17 protein-coding genes are annotated in these 14939 nt (G+C 69.7%); 6 read left to right on the top strand and 11 right to left on the bottom strand.

Annotated features, from left to right (window positions below; all coding sequences use genetic code 11):
• Positions 1 to 5: 5 nt before the first annotated feature.
• Positions 6 to 875 (top strand): deoxyribonuclease IV, encoded by an 870-nt coding sequence (locus H4N64_RS23495; protein WP_186284388.1) that lies wholly within the window; start codon positions 6 to 8, stop codon positions 873 to 875.
• An 8-nt stretch (positions 876 to 883) separates the two neighbouring features.
• Here H4N64_RS23495 and H4N64_RS23500 read toward each other — a convergent pair whose 3' ends face one another.
• The gene (locus H4N64_RS23500) at positions 884 to 1516 is read right to left on the bottom strand and encodes a sulfite oxidase-like oxidoreductase (protein ID WP_186284389.1); all 633 of its coding nucleotides are present in this window, start codon (positions 1514 to 1516) and stop codon (positions 884 to 886) included.
• 188 nt (positions 1517 to 1704) lie between these two features.
• On the opposite strand from H4N64_RS23500, the gene bfr reads away from it, so the two are divergent.
• On the top strand, positions 1705 to 2181 hold the full coding sequence (gene bfr / locus H4N64_RS23505) for a bacterioferritin (protein WP_186284390.1): 477 nt from the start codon (positions 1705 to 1707) through the stop codon (positions 2179 to 2181).
• 9 nt (positions 2182 to 2190) lie between these two features.
• On the opposite strand, the gene H4N64_RS23510 is transcribed toward bfr, so the two are convergent.
• Complete coding sequence (locus tag H4N64_RS23510; protein WP_186284391.1) at positions 2191 to 2424, bottom strand: (2Fe-2S)-binding protein; 234 nt, start codon at positions 2422 to 2424, stop codon at positions 2191 to 2193.
• A gap of 175 nt (positions 2425 to 2599) precedes the next feature.
• The gene (locus tag H4N64_RS23515) at positions 2600 to 3952 is read right to left on the bottom strand and encodes a class II 3-deoxy-7-phosphoheptulonate synthase (RefSeq protein ID WP_186284392.1); all 1353 of its coding nucleotides are present in this window, start codon (positions 3950 to 3952) and stop codon (positions 2600 to 2602) included.
• 96 nt (positions 3953 to 4048) lie between these two features.
• Between H4N64_RS23515 and H4N64_RS46830 the strand changes: the two genes are divergently transcribed.
• Both H4N64_RS46830 and H4N64_RS23525 read left to right on the top strand, forming a co-directional pair.
• Positions 4049 to 4105 carry a trp operon leader peptide gene (locus H4N64_RS46830; RefSeq protein ID WP_071528813.1) on the top strand — a complete coding sequence of 19 codons (57 nt, stop codon included), beginning with the start codon at positions 4049 to 4051 and terminating at the stop codon, positions 4103 to 4105.
• A 116-nt stretch (positions 4106 to 4221) separates the two neighbouring features.
• Positions 4222 to 6123: an anthranilate synthase family protein gene (locus H4N64_RS23525; RefSeq protein WP_186284393.1), complete on the top strand. Its 1902-nt coding sequence runs from the start codon at positions 4222 to 4224 to the stop codon at positions 6121 to 6123.
• Here H4N64_RS23525 and H4N64_RS23530 read toward each other — a convergent pair.
• From H4N64_RS23530 to H4N64_RS23550, 5 genes are all read right to left on the bottom strand, one after another.
• Positions 6075 to 7070 (bottom strand): NAD(P)-dependent oxidoreductase, encoded by a 996-nt coding sequence (locus H4N64_RS23530; RefSeq protein ID WP_186284394.1) that lies wholly within the window; start codon positions 7068 to 7070, stop codon positions 6075 to 6077. The genes H4N64_RS23525 and H4N64_RS23530 overlap by 49 nt on opposite strands.
• A 62-nt stretch (positions 7071 to 7132) precedes the next feature.
• Positions 7133 to 8161, bottom strand: a complete 1029-nt coding sequence (locus H4N64_RS23535; protein WP_186284395.1) for a 6-phosphofructokinase — start codon at positions 8159 to 8161, stop codon at positions 7133 to 7135.
• A gap of 108 nt (positions 8162 to 8269) precedes the next feature.
• Positions 8270 to 8950: a response regulator gene (locus H4N64_RS23540; protein WP_186284396.1), complete on the bottom strand. Its 681-nt coding sequence runs from the start codon at positions 8948 to 8950 to the stop codon at positions 8270 to 8272.
• Entirely contained in the window at positions 8947 to 10158 is a 1212-nt protein-coding gene (gene macS, locus H4N64_RS23545) for a MacS family sensor histidine kinase (protein WP_186284397.1), read from the bottom strand. Before macS ends, H4N64_RS23540 begins: the two co-directional genes overlap by 4 nt.
• A gap of 31 nt (positions 10159 to 10189) precedes the next feature.
• Positions 10190 to 10951 (bottom strand): lysophospholipid acyltransferase family protein, encoded by a 762-nt coding sequence (locus H4N64_RS23550; protein ID WP_186284398.1) that lies wholly within the window; start codon positions 10949 to 10951, stop codon positions 10190 to 10192.
• A 150-nt stretch (positions 10952 to 11101) separates the two neighbouring features.
• On the opposite strand from H4N64_RS23550, the gene H4N64_RS23555 reads away from it, so the two are divergent.
• Positions 11102 to 11881, top strand: coding sequence for an alpha/beta fold hydrolase (locus H4N64_RS23555; RefSeq protein ID WP_186284399.1), 780 nt, complete (start codon positions 11102 to 11104; stop codon positions 11879 to 11881).
• Complete coding sequence (locus tag H4N64_RS23560; protein WP_186284400.1) at positions 11874 to 12452, top strand: hypothetical protein; 579 nt, start codon at positions 11874 to 11876, stop codon at positions 12450 to 12452. The genes H4N64_RS23555 and H4N64_RS23560 overlap by 8 nt, the downstream gene beginning before the upstream one ends.
• Positions 12453 to 12570: 118 nt before the next feature.
• Here H4N64_RS23560 and H4N64_RS23565 read toward each other — a convergent pair whose 3' ends face one another.
• The 3 genes from H4N64_RS23565 to H4N64_RS23575 all read right to left on the bottom strand — a co-directional run bounded on the left by H4N64_RS23565 (position 12571) and on the right by H4N64_RS23575 (position 14917).
• On the bottom strand, positions 12571 to 13287 hold the full coding sequence (locus H4N64_RS23565) for an endonuclease/exonuclease/phosphatase family protein (protein WP_186284401.1): 717 nt from the start codon (positions 13285 to 13287) through the stop codon (positions 12571 to 12573).
• 65 nt (positions 13288 to 13352) lie between these two features.
• Complete coding sequence (locus H4N64_RS23570) at positions 13353 to 14306, bottom strand: ROK family glucokinase (protein ID WP_186284402.1); 954 nt, start codon at positions 14304 to 14306, stop codon at positions 13353 to 13355.
• A 122-nt stretch (positions 14307 to 14428) separates the two neighbouring features.
• Complete coding sequence (locus H4N64_RS23575) at positions 14429 to 14917, bottom strand: DUF5304 domain-containing protein (RefSeq protein ID WP_186284403.1); 489 nt, start codon at positions 14915 to 14917, stop codon at positions 14429 to 14431.
• Positions 14918 to 14939: the final 22 nt, after the last annotated feature.

The raw sequence follows: 14939 nt of genomic DNA on the forward strand, positions 1-14939 counted from the left end.
CACACATGACCGGCCAACAGCTCCGCAACCCCGTCGGCGGCCATGTCCCCGTGGCCGGCGGCCTGAACTCCGTCGGCCTGGCCTACGCCCGTGACCTCAAGGCCGAGACCGTGCAGGTCTTCGTCGCCAACCCGCGCGGCTGGGCCACGCCCGCCGGAAACCCGCGGCAGGACGAGGACTTCCGCGCGGCCTGCGCGGACGGGTCGATCCCGGCGTACGTCCATGCCCCGTACCTGATCAACTTCGGCTCGCACACCGAGGTGACCGTGGAGAAGTCGGTGGAGTCGCTGCGCCACTCGCTGCGGCGCGGGCGGGAGATCGGGGCGCTGGGCGTGGTCGTGCACACCGGCAGCGCGACCGGCGGCCGGGACCGCTCGGTGGCGCTGAGGCAGGTGCGCGAGTACATGCTGCCGCTGCTCGACGAGCTGACCCACGACGACGATCCGTTCCTGCTGCTGGAGTCGACGGCGGGCCAGGGCTCCTCGCTCTGCTCGCGCACCTGGGACTTCGGGCCGTACTTCGAGGCGCTGGACGCCCATCCGAAGCTGGGCGTCTGCCTGGACACCTGCCACATCTTCGCCGCCGGACACGACCTGACCGGCCCGAACGGCATGCACCAGACCCTGGACCTGCTGGTGGACACCGTCGGCGAGGGGCGGCTGAAGCTGATCCACGCCAACGACTCCAAGGATATGGTCGGCGCACACAGGGACCGGCACGAGAACATTGGCTCAGGACATATCGGCGAGGACCCGTTCCGTGCGCTGATGACCCACCCCGCCACCGAGGGCGTACCGCTGATCATCGAGACGCCCGGCGGCAAGGAGGGGCACGCGGCGGACGTGGAGCGCCTGAAGAAGCTCAGGGACAGCTGACCCAAAAGCTACAGCTCGGGCCCGTCCCCCGGTCCCTCCTGGTAGGAGTACCGCTGTTCCTTCCAGGGGTCGCCGATGTTGTGGTACCCGCGCTCCTCCCAGAAGCCGCGGCGGTCGGCCGTCATGTACTCCACGCCCCGGACCCACTTGGGGCCCTTCCAGGCGTACAGATGAGGCACCACGAGCCGGAGCGGGAAGCCGTGTTCCGCGGTGAGCAGTTCACCGTCCTTGTGGGTGGCGAAGATGGTGCGCTCGGCGGCGAAGTCCTCAAGGCGCAGGTTCGAGCTGAAGCCGTACTCGGCCCATACCATCACATGGGTGACGGCCGGAGCGGGCGGGGCGATCTCCAGAATGGTCCGGGCGGGGATCCCGCCCCACTCGGCGCCGAGCATGCTGAACTTGGTGACGCAGTGCAGATCGGCCACGACGGTGGTGTACGGCAGAGCCGCGAACTCCTCATGAGTCCAGCAGTGCTTCTCACCGTCGGCGGTGGCGCCGAAGACCCTGAACTCCCAGCGCTCGGGGCGGAACTTGGGGACCGGCCCGTAGTGGGTGACCGGCCAGCCGCGCTGCAGGCGCTGCCCCGGCGGGAGCTCCGGCTGTACCGCTCCTCCAGATTCACTCTCCACCGGCTGACCCATGTCTCCATCCTGACAGACCCGAGGCAGTGCACTTGACCAGCCTCACTTCAAAGCGGGCAAAACCGAAGGAATCAAACTAAGCATGCACTTACTTACTAAGCGAAGACTTACTGGACGATCTTCGTTGCCGGTGCGAGGATGCGGCACAACCTGCCAGTTCCCCCGTTCTCCTGGAAGGAGCCTCTGCGATGCAGGGCGACCCCGAGGTCATCGAATTCCTGAACGAGCAGCTCACCGGCGAGCTGACGGCGATCAACCAGTACTGGCTGCACTACCGGATCCAGGACAACAAGGGCTGGACCAAGCTCGCCAAGTACACGCGTGAAGAATCCATCGACGAGATGAAGCACGCGGACAAGATCACCGAGCGCATCCTGATGCTGGACGGTCTGCCCAACTATCAGCGGCTCTTCCATGTCCGGGTCGGCCAGACGGTCACCGAGATGTTCCAGGCGGACCGGCAGGTGGAGGTGGAGGCGATCGACCGCCTCAAGCGCGGGATCGAGGTGATGCGCACCAAGGGCGACATCACGTCCGCGAACATCTTCGAGTCGATCCTGGAGGACGAGGAGCACCACATCGACTATCTGGACACCCAGCTGGAGCTCATCGACAAGCTCGGTGAGGCGCTCTACATCGCCCAGCAGATCGAGCAGCCGAGCTGAGCGGAGCCGCTAGGCGGCCTCTTCCAGCTCTTCCAGTTCGGCGAGCACCGGCCGACCCTGCTCGGCCAGCTCACGGCGGGGGCAAGCGCCCCGGCCCAGCAGCGCCTGGATCCGGCGTACACACGAACCGCAGTCGGTGCCCGCCTTGCAGGCCGAGGCTATCTGGCGCGGGGTGCAGGCGCCGTCCTCCGCGTGCTTCTTCACCTGCTGCTCGGTGATGCCGAAGCAACTGCAGACGTACACGCGGTTCACCTCCCGCCGGGATCGATAAGTGGTGCCGTACCGATGTACCGAGAGCCCGATTGATCGGTGAGGCTAACCTAACCTTACCCGGCACAAGGGAGCCGCAAAAGTGGCGTGGGGCGCGGATCGTATGTGATCCGCGCCCCAATGCGCTCTGGTGTAACAACCGAACCGGTTACTGGTCCCTGTACATCTCCGCGACCAGGAAGGCCAGGTCAAGGGACTGGCTGCGGTTCAGACGGGGGTCGCAGGCCGTCTCGTAGCGCTGGTGCAGATCGTCGACGAAGATCTCGTCGCCGCCGCCCACGCACTCGGTGACATCGTCACCGGTGAGCTCGACATGGATGCCGCCCGGGTGGGTGCCCAGCGACTTGTGGACCTCGAAGAAGCCCTTGACCTCGTCGAGCACGTCGTCGAAGCGGCGGGTCTTGTGGCCGGAGGCCGCCTCGAAGGTGTTGCCGTGCATCGGGTCGGTCACCCAGGCGACCGTGGCACCCGAGGCGGTGACCTTCTCGATCAGCTCCGGGAGCTTGTCGCGGACCTTGTCGGCGCCCATGCGGACGATGAAGGTGAGCCGGCCGGGCTCGCGCTCCGGGTCCAGGCGCTCGATGTACTGGAGCGCCTCTTCGGCCGTCGTCGTCGGGCCGAGCTTGATGCCGATCGGGTTGCGGATCTTCGAGGCGAACTCGATGTGCCCGTGGTCCAGCTGCCGGGTGCGCTCACCGATCCACACCATGTGCGCGGAGACGTCGTAGAGCCGGCCGGTGCGGGAGTCGACCCTGGTCAGCGCCGACTCGTAGTCCAGCAGCAGCGCCTCGTGCGAGGAGTAGAACTCGACCGTCTTGAACTCCTCCGGGTCGGCCCCGCAGGCGTGCATGAAGCTGAGCGCGTTGTCGATCTCGCGGGCGAGCTGCTCGTAGCGCTGGCCGGACGGGGACGACTTCACGAAGTCCTGGTTCCAGGCGTGCACCTGGCGCAGGTCGGCGTAACCGCCCGTGGTGAAGGCGCGCACCAGGTTCAGCGTGGAGGCGGAGGCGTGGTACATCCGCTTCAGGCGCTCGGGGTCCGGGACGCGGGCGGCCTCGGTGAAGTCGAAGCCGTTGACGGAGTCGCCGCGGTAGGTCGGCAGGGTGACGCCGTCGCGGGTCTCGGTCGGCTTGGAGCGCGGCTTGGAGTACTGACCGGCGATGCGGCCGACCTTCACGACCGGCACCGAGGCGGCGTACGTCAGCACGGCGCCCATCTGGAGCAGGGTCTTGAGCTTGTTGCGGATCTGGTCCGCGGACACCGCGTCGAAGGCCTCGGCACAGTCGCCGCCCTGGAGGAGGAACGCCTCTCCCTTGGCGACGGCCGCCATCCGGGCGCGCAGCTGGTCGCACTCGCCCGCGAAGACGAGCGGCGGATACGACTCAAGGTCCGCGATCACTGCGCGCAGAGCCTCGGTGTCGGGGTACTCGGGCTGCTGCGCCGCGGGCAGGTTTCGCCAGGTGTTGCCAGCGCTTGCGCTGGTCTTAGCGTTCACGGTCACGACGTCAACATTACGGGGTCGTGTCGGGCACCCTGCCCCATGCCCAGCAATTGAGACACGGGGTACGCCCCTCGGACATGGGGTATGGTGCCTCGCATGTTCGCGCATTCGACCCAGAACTGGTGGTGGACCGCTCATCCGGCGGCCCACTGACTGCGCGTACGCAAGACTTCGCGAAGGCCGCCCGAGGGGCGGCCTTCGGCGTTTCCGGGGTCCGTTCCTCTCAGTGAACTCCACGCGAGCTCCCCAGCCGAGAAGGAAACGGACCCATGCAGCTGCTCGACCTGCTCGACGATCCCCGCCCGTTCGCCCTGCTGCGCCGCCGCACGCCGGGCCACGAGGAGGACACCGTGGAGGTGTTCCTCGGCCCGGTCCGCTCCCACGACCGACTCGCCGACCTCCCCGACGAGGGCCTCGCGCTCATCCCCTTCCGCCAGATCCGCGAGCGCGGCTTCGACGTCCGCGACGACGGAACGCCGCTCACGGTGCTGATCCCCGAGGAGCGCTGCGACATCCCGCTCGCCCAGGCGCTGGAGCAGCTCCCCGCCCATGACGTCCGCGTCGAGGGCGGCGGCTTCGACGTCGGCGACGAGGAGTACGCCGAGATCGTCGGGCGTGTGCTGCGGGAGGAGATCGGGCGGGGCGAGGGCGCGAACTTCGTGATCCGGCGGACGTACGAGGGACAGATCCCGGGGTTCGGACGCGCCGACGCGCTCGCGCTGTTCCGGCGGCTGCTGGAGGGCGAGCGGGGCGCGTACTGGACCTTCGTCGTGCACACCGGGGAGCGCACGCTGGTCGGGGCGAGCCCCGAGGTGCACGTGCGGATGTCCGGCGGCACCGTCGTCATGAACCCGATCAGTGGGACGTACCGCTATCCGGCCGAAGGCCCCACCCCCGGGCATCTGCTGGACTTCCTCGCCGACGGCAAGGAGATCGAGGAGCTGTCGATGGTCGTCGACGAGGAGCTCAAGATGATGTGCACCGTCGGGGACATGGGCGGGGTGGTGGTCGGGCCCCGGCTGAAGGAGATGGCCCATCTCGCGCACACGGAGTACGAGTTGCGCGGGAAGTCCTCGCTGGATGCGCGGGACGTCCTGCGCGAGACCATGTTCGCGGCCACCGTCACCGGCTCGCCCGTGCAGAACGCCTGCCGGGTCATCGAGCGGCACGAGGTCGGCGGGCGCGGCTACTACGCGGGGGCGCTGGCGCTGCTCGGCCGGTACGCGGGTGGCGGGCGGGAGAAATCAGTCGGGGCCCAGACTCTCGACTCCCCCATCCTCATCCGCACCGCCGACATCTCGGCCGACGGCCATCTGCGCGTGCCGGTCGGCGCGACCCTCGTCCGCGGCTCGGACCCGGAGAGCGAGGTCGCGGAGACACACGCCAAGGCGGCGGGAGTGCTGGCGGCTCTGGGCGTACGTCCGTCACGGCCGCGTGAGGAGCACGCGCGCGTACGTCTCGCCGACGACCCACGCGTGCGTGCCGCGCTCGACGGACGCCGGGCTTCCCTCGCGCCGTTCTGGCTGCGGATGCAGGAGCGGTCCGACGAACTCACCGGACACGCCCTCGTCGTCGACGGCGAGGACACCTTCACCGCGATGCTGGCGCATGTGCTGCGCTCCAGCGGCCTTGAGGTCACCGTCCGGCGGTACGACGAGTTGGGGCTGCGAGAGACGGTCCTCGCGCACGAGGGACCGGTCGTCCTCGGTCCCGGTCCGGGCGACCCCTCCGACCTGGAAGACCCCAAGATGCGGTTCCTGCGGGACCTGACCGCCGAGGTGATCCGGAACAACCGGCACGGCGTCCTCGGCGTCTGCCTCGGGCACGAGCTGATCGCGGTGGAGCTGGGTCTTGAGATCGTACGGAAGGACGTGCCTTATCAGGGGGCGCAGACGACCGTGGACCTGTTCGGGCGGTCGGAGACCGTCGGCTTCTACAACAGCTTCGTGGCGCGCTGCGACGACGAGGCGGCCGGGGAGTTGGCCGCGCACGGGATCGAGGTCAGCCGGAGTGCGTCGTACGAGGTCCATGCGCTGCGGGGGCCCGGATTCGCGTCGATGCAGTTCCACCCCGAGTCGGTGCTGACGCTGAACGGTGCCGCGATCGTCCGGGAGCTGGTGGGTCAGCTGCGTGGCACCAGCACGTTCTCCGAGCGGCGGCCCTCCTTGTAGTCCAGGACGTTCTTCACCGTGGCGTCGATGATCTGGCCGACGGCGTCCACGGTGTAGTACGCCTGGTGCGAGGTGACCAGGACGTTCGGGAAGGTGACCAGGCGGGCCAGGATGTCGTCCTCGATAGCCTCCAGGGACTTGTCGAGGAAGAACAGGCCCGCCTCCGCCTCGTACACATCGAGGCCGACGCCGGTGAAGCGGCCGGCGCGCAGTTCGGTGACGAGGGCCGCGGTGTCGATCAGGCCGCCGCGGCTGGAGTTCACCAGGATCGCGTCGTCCCGCATCCCCTTCAGGGCGCTCGCGTCGATCAGGTTCTGTGTCTCGGGCATCAGCGGGACATGCAGGCTGACCAGGTCGGACTCGGCGAGGAGCTGCTCCTTGGGGACGTACTTCATGCCGAGTTCCATACAGGCGGGGTTCTCGGCGATGTCCCAGCCGAGCAGCTTCATGCCGAAGCCGTGGGCGATCCGGGCGAACGCCTCGCCGATCTTCCCGGTGCCGAGGACACCGGCGGTGCGGCCGTGCATGTCACGCCCCATCAGTCCGTCGAGCCGGAAGTCGAAGTCCCGGGTGCGGGTGGAGGCGCGGACGATACGGCGGTTGACGGCCATGGCGAGGGTCCAGGCGAACTCGGCGACCGCGTACGGTGAGTAGTACGACACCCGGGCGACCGTGATGCCGAGCCGCTCGGCGACGTCCAGGTCGATGTTGTTGAAGCCGGTGGAGCGCTGGGCGACCATCCGCGTGCCGCCGGCCGCGAGGATCTCCAGGACGCGCGCGCCGAGGTCGGCGTTGACGCTGGTGGAGATGGTCTCGTAGCCGGCCGCGATCGGGGCGGTGTCCTCATTGAGGAAGACGTCCAGACACCGGACGTCGTGGTGACCGGCGAAGGCGTGCTCGATCAGAGGCTTCTCGTCCGCCTGGACACCGAAGGCCAGAATCTCCACGACTGCTCCCGTTCCGCTCGGCTATGGGCCGAATATACGACCCATAGCCGGGTGCCGCCGGATCAGCCGAAGAACACCCCGACCTCTTCGTACAGCTCCGGATCCACCGTCTTCAGCTTCGCCGTCGCCTCCCCGATCGGGACGCGGACGATGTCCGTGCCGCGCAGGGCGACCATCTTGCCGAAGTCGCCGTCGCGGACGGCCTCGATGGCGTGCAAGCCGAAGCGGGTGGCGAGCCAGCGGTCGAAGGCGCTGGGGGTGCCACCGCGCTGGACGTGCCCGAGGACGGTCGTACGGGCCTCCTTGCCGGTGCGCTTCTCGATCTCCTTGGCCAGCCACTCGCCGACGCCGGAGAGCCGGACGTGCCCGAAGGAGTCCAGCGACTCGTCCTTGAGCACCATGTCGCCGTCCTTCGGCATGGCGCCCTCGGCGACTACCACGATGGGGGCGTACGACGCCTTGAAGCGGGAGGTCACCCAGGCGCACACCTTCTCGATGTCGAAGCGCTGTTCGGGGATGAGGATGACGTTGGCGCCGCCCGCGAGGCCGGAGTGGATGGCGATCCAGCCGGCGTGACGGCCCATCACCTCCACGACGAGGACGCGCATATGGGACTCGGCGGTGGTGTGCAGCCGGTCGATGGCCTCCGTCGCGATGCCGACGGCGGTGTCGAAGCCGAAGGTGTAGTCGGTGGCGGAGAGGTCGTTGTCGATGGTCTTGGGGACGCCGACGCAGGGCACGCCGTACTCGTCGGACAGCCGCGCGGCCACCCCGAGGGTGTCCTCGCCGCCGATCGCGATGAGCGCGTCGACCTCCTGCTTGGTGAGGTTCTCCTTGATCCTCTTGATGCCGTCCTCGTGCTTGAGGGGGTTGGTGCGCGAGGAGCCGAGGATGGTGCCGCCGCGGGGCAGGATGCCGCGCACGGCGGGGATGTCGAGACGCACGGTGTCGCCGTCGAGCGGACCGCGCCAGCCGTCCCGGAAGCCGACGAAGTCGTAGCCGTACTCCTGAACGCCCTTGCGGACGATGGCCCGGATGACGGCGTTGAGACCGGGGCAGTCGCCGCCTCCGGTCAGTACTCCGACCCGCATGGAAATGTCCCTTCGCCGCGGTTGCCTGGTGAGGCCACGCTAATAGTGATCCAGGTCACTCAGGGATGGGTCGGTAGGGCAATTCCGGTGAAACGTCGGGCGGTTGGTTTACGCGTCGTCAAGTCCGCGCTCTATGGCGTACCGCACGAGTTCCACGCGATTGTGCAGTTGGAGCTTGCCGAGGGTGTTCTGGACGTGGTTCTGCACGGTGCGGTGGGAGATGACCAGGCGCTCGGCGATCTGCTTGTAGCTCAGGCCCTTGGCGACCAGGCGCAGCACCTCGGTCTCCCGCTCGGTGAGCTGCGGGGCGCCCGGCTGGTCGGCGTCGCGGTCGGCGGGCGCGGGCTCGGAGGCGAGGCGCCGGTACTCGCCGAGCACAAGGCCGGCCAGGCCCGGAGTGAAGACCGGATCGCCGACAGCGGTACGGCGGACCGCGTCGAGGAGTTCCTCGGTGGACGCCGACTTCAGCAGATAGCCGGTGGCGCCGGACTTCACGGCCTCCAGGACGTCGGCGTGCTCGCCGCTCGCGGACAGGACGAGGACGCGCAGGGCCGGGTTGTGGCCGACGAGTTCCTTGCAGACCTGGACGCCGGGCTTGGCGGGCAGGTTGAGGTCGAGGACGAGGACGTCGGGGCCCGCGGCCTTGGCGCGGCGCACGGCCTGCTCGCCGTCGCCCGCGGTGGCGACCACCTCGAACCCGGACTCGCTCAGGTCACGGGCGACGGCGTCACGCCACATCGGGTGGTCGTCGACCACCATGACCTTGATCGGCGCGCTCTGCTCGCTCATCGCATCCCCCGGGACATCTGCTTCGGTACCTTCAGTTCGACTTCCGTGCCCTGTCCGGGCACCGAGATCAGCTCCGCGCTGCCCCCGATGTCCCGCAGCCTCCCCCGGATCGACAGGGCGACCCCCAGCCGCCCCTCGCCCTCCGCCTGCGCGAGCCGCCCCTCGGGGATGCCCGGTCCGTCGTCCCGGACGGTGACGATGACCGCGTCCGGCTCGTCCTCCACCAGGATCCACGCGCGCGCCTGCTCGCCCGCGTGCTTGCGCACATTGTCCAGGGCGGCCCCGACGGCCGCGGCCAGTTCCCGAGCGGCGGCCGGCACCAGCACCACAGGCGCCCCCGGCTCGGCGAGACTGACCCGGGACCCGGCGTAGGGGGCGAGCAGGGCCCGCAAATCGAGCGGCCCACCCTCGTCCGCCTCTTCCTCCACGGCTCGTACGACCGCGCCCGCGGCCTCGTCCTCCGACGCCCGCGACACGGGTGTCAGACCGCCGGAGACCAGCGTGCGCAGCGCCACCTCCTGCTCGCCTGCGAGGCGCCCCAGTTCGGCCGCCTCGCCGCCGATGACGGCGCCGCGCCGCTGCACCATGGCGAGCACCTGGAGGACGCTGTCGTGGATGTCCCGGGCGAGCCGCTCGCGTTCCCTGGTCGCGGCCTCGATCTCCAGGGCACGGGCGAGGGTGCGCTCGGAGGCGCGGGCGACCTCGACGACGTAGCCGATGGCGATGGAGGCGACCCAGACGAGGACCACCGCGTGGACGGTGTCGCGGGTCGGGGAGCCGCGGTGGACGAGGTTGGCGACGGCGACCAGCGTGGAGGCGAAGGCCGCCCAGCGCCAGCCGCCCTTGATGGCGAACGCCAGCACCGACCCGGCCGTCCATATCGACGGCAGCGTCGGACTGCCCGACTCGATGTGCGCGACCGAGTCGGCGACGCGCGTGAGCAGGATGCCGACGATCGCGATCGTCAGATCGGCGGTGAGGAAACGCTTGGTGCAGGCGGCGGCGTTCGCGACCTTGGGCAGGGTCGCGAACGTCCACACGGTCAGTACGGCGAAGTAGGCGATGGCGACCCAGGGGCGGGCGAACTCGTCGTAGGCGCTGATGAACAAGCCGATCGCGTACAGCAGGGTGAGGATCCGGTACCCCCTGAGCGCACGCCACAGCGGCTGTTCGACCGACATCCTCAGGACCTTCTCGCGCTTGGCCAACTCCCCCACCCCCCGAACCGGGCTGCCGCGTCTACGACTCGGACTTTTCCTTCTTCGCCTGATCCTTGTCGGCCTTCGCGAGGGCGGCCTTGGCCGCCTTCTCCGCTTCCTTCTCGGCCTTGGCCGCCTCCGCGATCCGGCGCTTGGCGGCGGTGGCGTACATGTCGACGTACTCCTGGCCGGAGAGCTTCATGATCTCGTACATGACCTCGTCGGTCACCGCGCGCAGGACGAAGCGGTCGTGCTCCATGCCCTGGTAGCGGCTGAAGTCCAGGGGCTTGCCGATCCGGATGCCCGGGCGCATCAGCTTGGGCACGACCTTGCCCGGCGGCTGGATCTTCTCCGTGTCGATCATGGCGACCGGGATGACCGGAGCGCCGGTGGCGAGCGCCACGCGCGCGAGGCCGCCGGGCTTGCCCCGGTACAGCCGGCCGTCGGGCGAGCGCGTGCCCTCCGGGTAGATGCCGAACAGCTCGCCGCGCTCCAGCACCTCGATACCGCTCTTGATGGCCGCCTCGCCCGCGCCGCGCGCTCCGGAGCGGTCCACCGGGAGCTGGCCGACGCCCTTGAAGAACGCGGCCGTCAGCCGGCCCTTGACGCCCGGGGTCGTGAAGTACTCGGCCTTCGCGATGAAGGTGACCTTGCGGTCGAGGACCGCGGGCAGGAAGAACGAGTCCGAGAACGAGAGGTGGTTGCTCGCCAGGATCGCGGGGCCCTCGGCGGGAACGTTCTCCAGGCCTTCCACCCAGGGCCTGAAGGCGAGCTTCAGCGGCCCCCCGATGGATACCTTCATCGCGCCGTACAACAACCGAGTGCCTCCTGTGTCTGTCGATCAGACCTTATCCCGGAGCGCCCGCCAAAGAGCCCGACGACCCTGGTCGGTGTCAGTGCGGTCGCGTACGGTGAAGTACCTGCAACCGACCTCATGAACAGGAGACCGAAGGTGCCGGTCCTTCCTGGAGCCGAGCCGTACCGCCATGAGGGCGGGGAGATCTCCGTCCTCCTCTGCCACGGCTTCACCGGTTCCCCGCAGTCGCTGCGCCCCTGGGCGGAGTATCTCGCCGAGCGCGGTCTGACCGTCTCGCTGCCGCTGCTGCCCGGGCACGGCACGCGCTGGGAGGACCTCCAGCTCACCGGCTGGCAGGACTGGTACGCGGAGGTGGACCGCGAGCTGCGCGCGCTGCGGGAGCGCTCCACGCATGTGTTCGTGGCCGGTCTGTCGATGGGCGGCGCCCTGGCCCTCCGGCTGGCCGCCAAGCACGGCGACGCGATCGACGGCGTGGTCGTGGTCAACCCCGCGAACAAGGTGCACGGCCTGGCCGCGCACGCCCTGCCGGTGGCCCGGCACCTCGTCCGCACGACGAAGGGCATCGCCAGCGACATCGCCAAGGAGGGCAGCCAGGAGCTCGGCTACACCCGGGTGCCGCTGCACGCGGCGCACTCCCTGCGGCACTTCTTCCGGCTGGTCGACGGCGAGCTGCCGCAGGTCACCCAGCCGCTGCTGCTTCTGCACAGCCCGCAGGACCATGTGGTGCCGCCGGCCGACTCGGCCCGCGTCCTTGGTCGGGTCTCGTCGGCGGACGTGACGGAGATCGTGCTGGAACAGAGCTACCACGTGGCGACGTTGGACCATGACGCGGACCGGATCTTCGAGGAGAGCCACGCGTTCATGACCCGGCTCGCACCAAGTCTCGGCAAGGAAGGGACGGCCGTAGGTGGCTGAGCACGACTCCGACCGTGAGGATCGCGAGCCGGACGACCACGGTGCCCGTTTCGACGAGGACGCCGCATGGGCGGCCATCGTCGCCGGGTACGGCGAGGAGCCGCCGGACCCGCCGGGTTCCAAGCCGTTCAAGTCCGTCGAGGACCTGGCGCTGCTGGAGGCCGAGACCAACGACGACGAGGCCGACAAGGCCGAGAACTCCGACGGCGACACCAAGACCGAGCCGGTCAAGCCGCTCGGCGGCTCCGTCGCCTTCGCGCCCGGCGTCGGCCCGCGCGACTACACCGCACCCGAGCCGACGGACGAGGACTTCGACGAGGACGACGAGGGCCACTTCGTCCCTCCGGAGCCCCCGCCGCTGCCCGCGGCGGACACGACGGCGAAGTTCGCCTGGCTGGCGGTCCTCGGCGGACCGATACTGCTGCTGCTCGCGGTCCTGCTGGGCTGGGACATGACCTGGTGGCTGACGACCCTGGGCATCGGGGGCTTCCTGGGCGGCTTCGCCACGCTGGTGATGCGCATGCGCCCGGACGACGAGGACGACGACCCGGGGCGTGGAGCGGTCGTCTGACACACATGGGCGAAAAGGGAACCCGATCCGTCGGGACGGCGCGGCCATGAAGACGTACACCCAGCTCTCGTATCTGGACAGCTGGGCCGTCGTCGACAAGGCCAAGCAGCGGCCGTAGCTAGTACGGGATCTTGAGGGCGGCCAGGACCGGGAGGTGGTCCGTGGCCGCCCTCAGGTCTGCGTCCGTGACACCGGGGAGGTCCAGCGGGACTCCGCAGCCGATCACCTCGATGCCCTTCGTGGCGAAGATCGCGTCGATACGGCCCTGGGGCTCGGACCGCGTCCAGGTGTGCTCGCCGCCCTCGGGGGCCGTGGCCCAGCAGTCCTGGAGGGTGTCGGACAGCCGGGAGAAGGAACGGCCGCCCGGGCGTTCATTGAGGTCACCGCCCGCGACGGCATGGTCCACGCCCATTCCGGCCAGGCGGTCGAGGAGCATTCCGGCCTGCTCGTACCGCTCCTCCTTGTGGAGGCTGAGATGACAGCTCAGCACCCCGAGCCGGGCGCCGCCGAGCCGGACGACGGCGGTGGCGAAGCCGCGCCTGTGTAGTCCCGGCGTGAGCGGGAGGAGGACGTCCTCGGTGCGCTCGACCTTGGTGCGGAGGCCGCAGAGGATCGCGGGTCCCGCTGCCGTGGCGCCGCCGGTGAGGATGACCAGGTCCGACGCCCGGGCCAGGCGGGCCAGTTTCTTGCGCCAGCGGAAGAAGCGGGGGGCTTCCTGCACCAGCACGAGATCCGGTGCGCAGGCCCTGATCACCTTGGCCAGTGCGGCGGTGTCGTCCCGCATGGAGCGGATGTTGTAGCTCAGGACTCGGACGAGGGCTGAACCGTCAGACATGCGGATCAATGTACGCCCAAGGGGGCGGGGCGCGAGGGGTGTACGCCTCGCGCCCCGTCGGGGAGTCACATGATCGGGTCCGGCTCCCGCGCCAGGTCCGCCGCGCCCACCAGGCCCGCCTTGTTGCCGAGCTGAGCCGCGATCACGTCGGCCACCGGGCGCCAGTTGCCGCCCACCAGCCAGCGCTTGTAGGACTTGCGGATCGGGTCCAGGACCAGTTCGCCCTCGTCGGAGAGGCCGCCGCCGACGATGAACGCGGAGGGGTCGAAGAGGGAGGCCAGGTCGGCCAGGCCCGCGCCGGCCCAGCGGGCGAGCTCGCGGTAGGAGTCGACGGCGACCGGGTCGCCCTGCCGGGCGGCGACGGAGATGTGCTTGCCCTCGATACCGTCGGGGGTGCCGTCGCCCAGGGCGAGCAGCACCTCGGCGCGCTCGGGGGTGGCGTTGGCGCGCTGCTTGGCGTACCGGACGAGGGCGCGGCCGGAGGCGTACTGCTCCCAGCAGCCCTGCGAGCCGCAGCCGCACAGCAGCCCGTCCGGGACCATGCGGATGTGGCCGAACTCGGCGGCCACGCCGAAGTGCCCGCGGCGCAGCTTGTTGCCGATGATGATGCCGCCACCGAGGCCGGTGCCGAGGGTGATGCAGATGACGTTGCGGTGGCCCTTGCCGGCGCCGAACTTGTACTCGCCCCAGGCCGCGGCGTTGGCGTCGTTCTCCACGACGACCGGCAGGCCCACGCGGGCCTCGACCTTCTCCTTCAGCGGCTCCTGGCGCCAGTCGATGTTCGGCGCGAAGTAGACCGTCGAGCGCTGGCGGTTGACGTAACCGGCGGCACCGATGCCCACGCCGACGATCTCGTGCCCGGCGCGCGCGCCCTCGACGGCGGAGGCGATGGCGTCCACGATGCCCTCGGGCGTGCCCGGGGTCGGCACCTTGTGGGTCGAGAGGATGTTGCCTTCCTCGTCGACCACGCCGGCCGCGATCTTCGTGCCGCCGATGTCGACGCCGATGGTGAGTCCCATGAATCCCTCAGTTTCGGTCGAGCCCCGCTACGGCCAACCGTACCCGAGGCCTTGCCGTCAGGTTCGAGTCGTCCGCCCTGCGAGCGCGGGCTTCGAGCGTCCCTGGAGGATCGGCCGGAGTGTCAGTCCAGGTCGATGCGCTCGCCGGGACCCGAGTCGTCGCCGCGGTCGCGGCGCTCTTCCAGGTCGTGGTCGTCGCCGGTGGTCCAGCGGCGCTCCTGGGCCTGGACGGCGGAGCGGTAGGCGGCGAGGAGTTCGTTTCCGGCCGCCGCGAGGTGGTCGAAGACGTCCGGGTTGCGTTCGATGACGGGCTCGACGGCGGCCTTCGCCTGCTCCACGACCTGCTTGACCATCTGCTGCGCGGCGGGTCCGGCGACCGCCCCGAGCAGCGGGGACTGGAGCGAGGACAGCTTGTCGCTGACGGCGTCGACGAGCTTGCGCAGTTCCTCGGCGGCCGAGCCGGGCGGCGGGCCGTACTGGGCTCGGTGGCGGGCCTGTTCCGCGGCGAGGTCCTCGGCGCACGCCGTCGCCCACGCGTCGGCGTCGGTCGCCCGTACCTCGTCGAGCGCCTCTTGGCCGGCGGCGTCGGACGGGGGGAGCTCTTCGCTCATGACGGACTCCTGACTACGGTTC

Origin of the sequence: Streptomyces cupreus (assembly GCF_014257025.1) — a bacterium.
GTDB lineage: Bacteria > Actinomycetota > Actinomycetes > Streptomycetales > Streptomycetaceae > Streptomyces > Streptomyces cupreus.

What these genes read in the sequence shown, in the direction of transcription:
- H4N64_RS23565 (WP_186284401.1), bottom strand. Translation starts at nt 13,287, where the DNA reads ATGTCTGACGGTTCAGCCCTCGTCCGAGTCCTGAGCTACAACATCCGC.
- H4N64_RS23500 (WP_186284389.1), bottom strand. Translation starts at nt 1,516, where the DNA reads ATGGGTCAGCCGGTGGAGAGTGAATCTGGAGGAGCGGTACAGCCGGAG.
- H4N64_RS23550 (WP_186284398.1), bottom strand. Translation starts at nt 10,951, where the DNA reads ATGAAGGTATCCATCGGGGGGCCGCTGAAGCTCGCCTTCAGGCCCTGG.
- bfr (WP_186284390.1), top strand. Translation starts at nt 1,705, where the DNA reads ATGCAGGGCGACCCCGAGGTCATCGAATTCCTGAACGAGCAGCTCACC.
- H4N64_RS23570 (WP_186284402.1), bottom strand. Translation starts at nt 14,306, where the DNA reads ATGGGACTCACCATCGGCGTCGACATCGGCGGCACGAAGATCGCGGCC.
- H4N64_RS23535 (WP_186284395.1), bottom strand. Translation starts at nt 8,161, where the DNA reads ATGCGGGTCGGAGTACTGACCGGAGGCGGCGACTGCCCCGGTCTCAAC.
- H4N64_RS23525 (WP_186284393.1), top strand. Translation starts at nt 4,222, where the DNA reads ATGCAGCTGCTCGACCTGCTCGACGATCCCCGCCCGTTCGCCCTGCTG.
- H4N64_RS23540 (WP_186284396.1), bottom strand. Translation starts at nt 8,950, where the DNA reads ATGAGCGAGCAGAGCGCGCCGATCAAGGTCATGGTGGTCGACGACCAC.
- H4N64_RS23575 (WP_186284403.1), bottom strand. Translation starts at nt 14,917, where the DNA reads ATGAGCGAAGAGCTCCCCCCGTCCGACGCCGCCGGCCAAGAGGCGCTC.
- H4N64_RS23495 (WP_186284388.1), top strand. Translation starts at nt 6, where the DNA reads ATGACCGGCCAACAGCTCCGCAACCCCGTCGGCGGCCATGTCCCCGTG.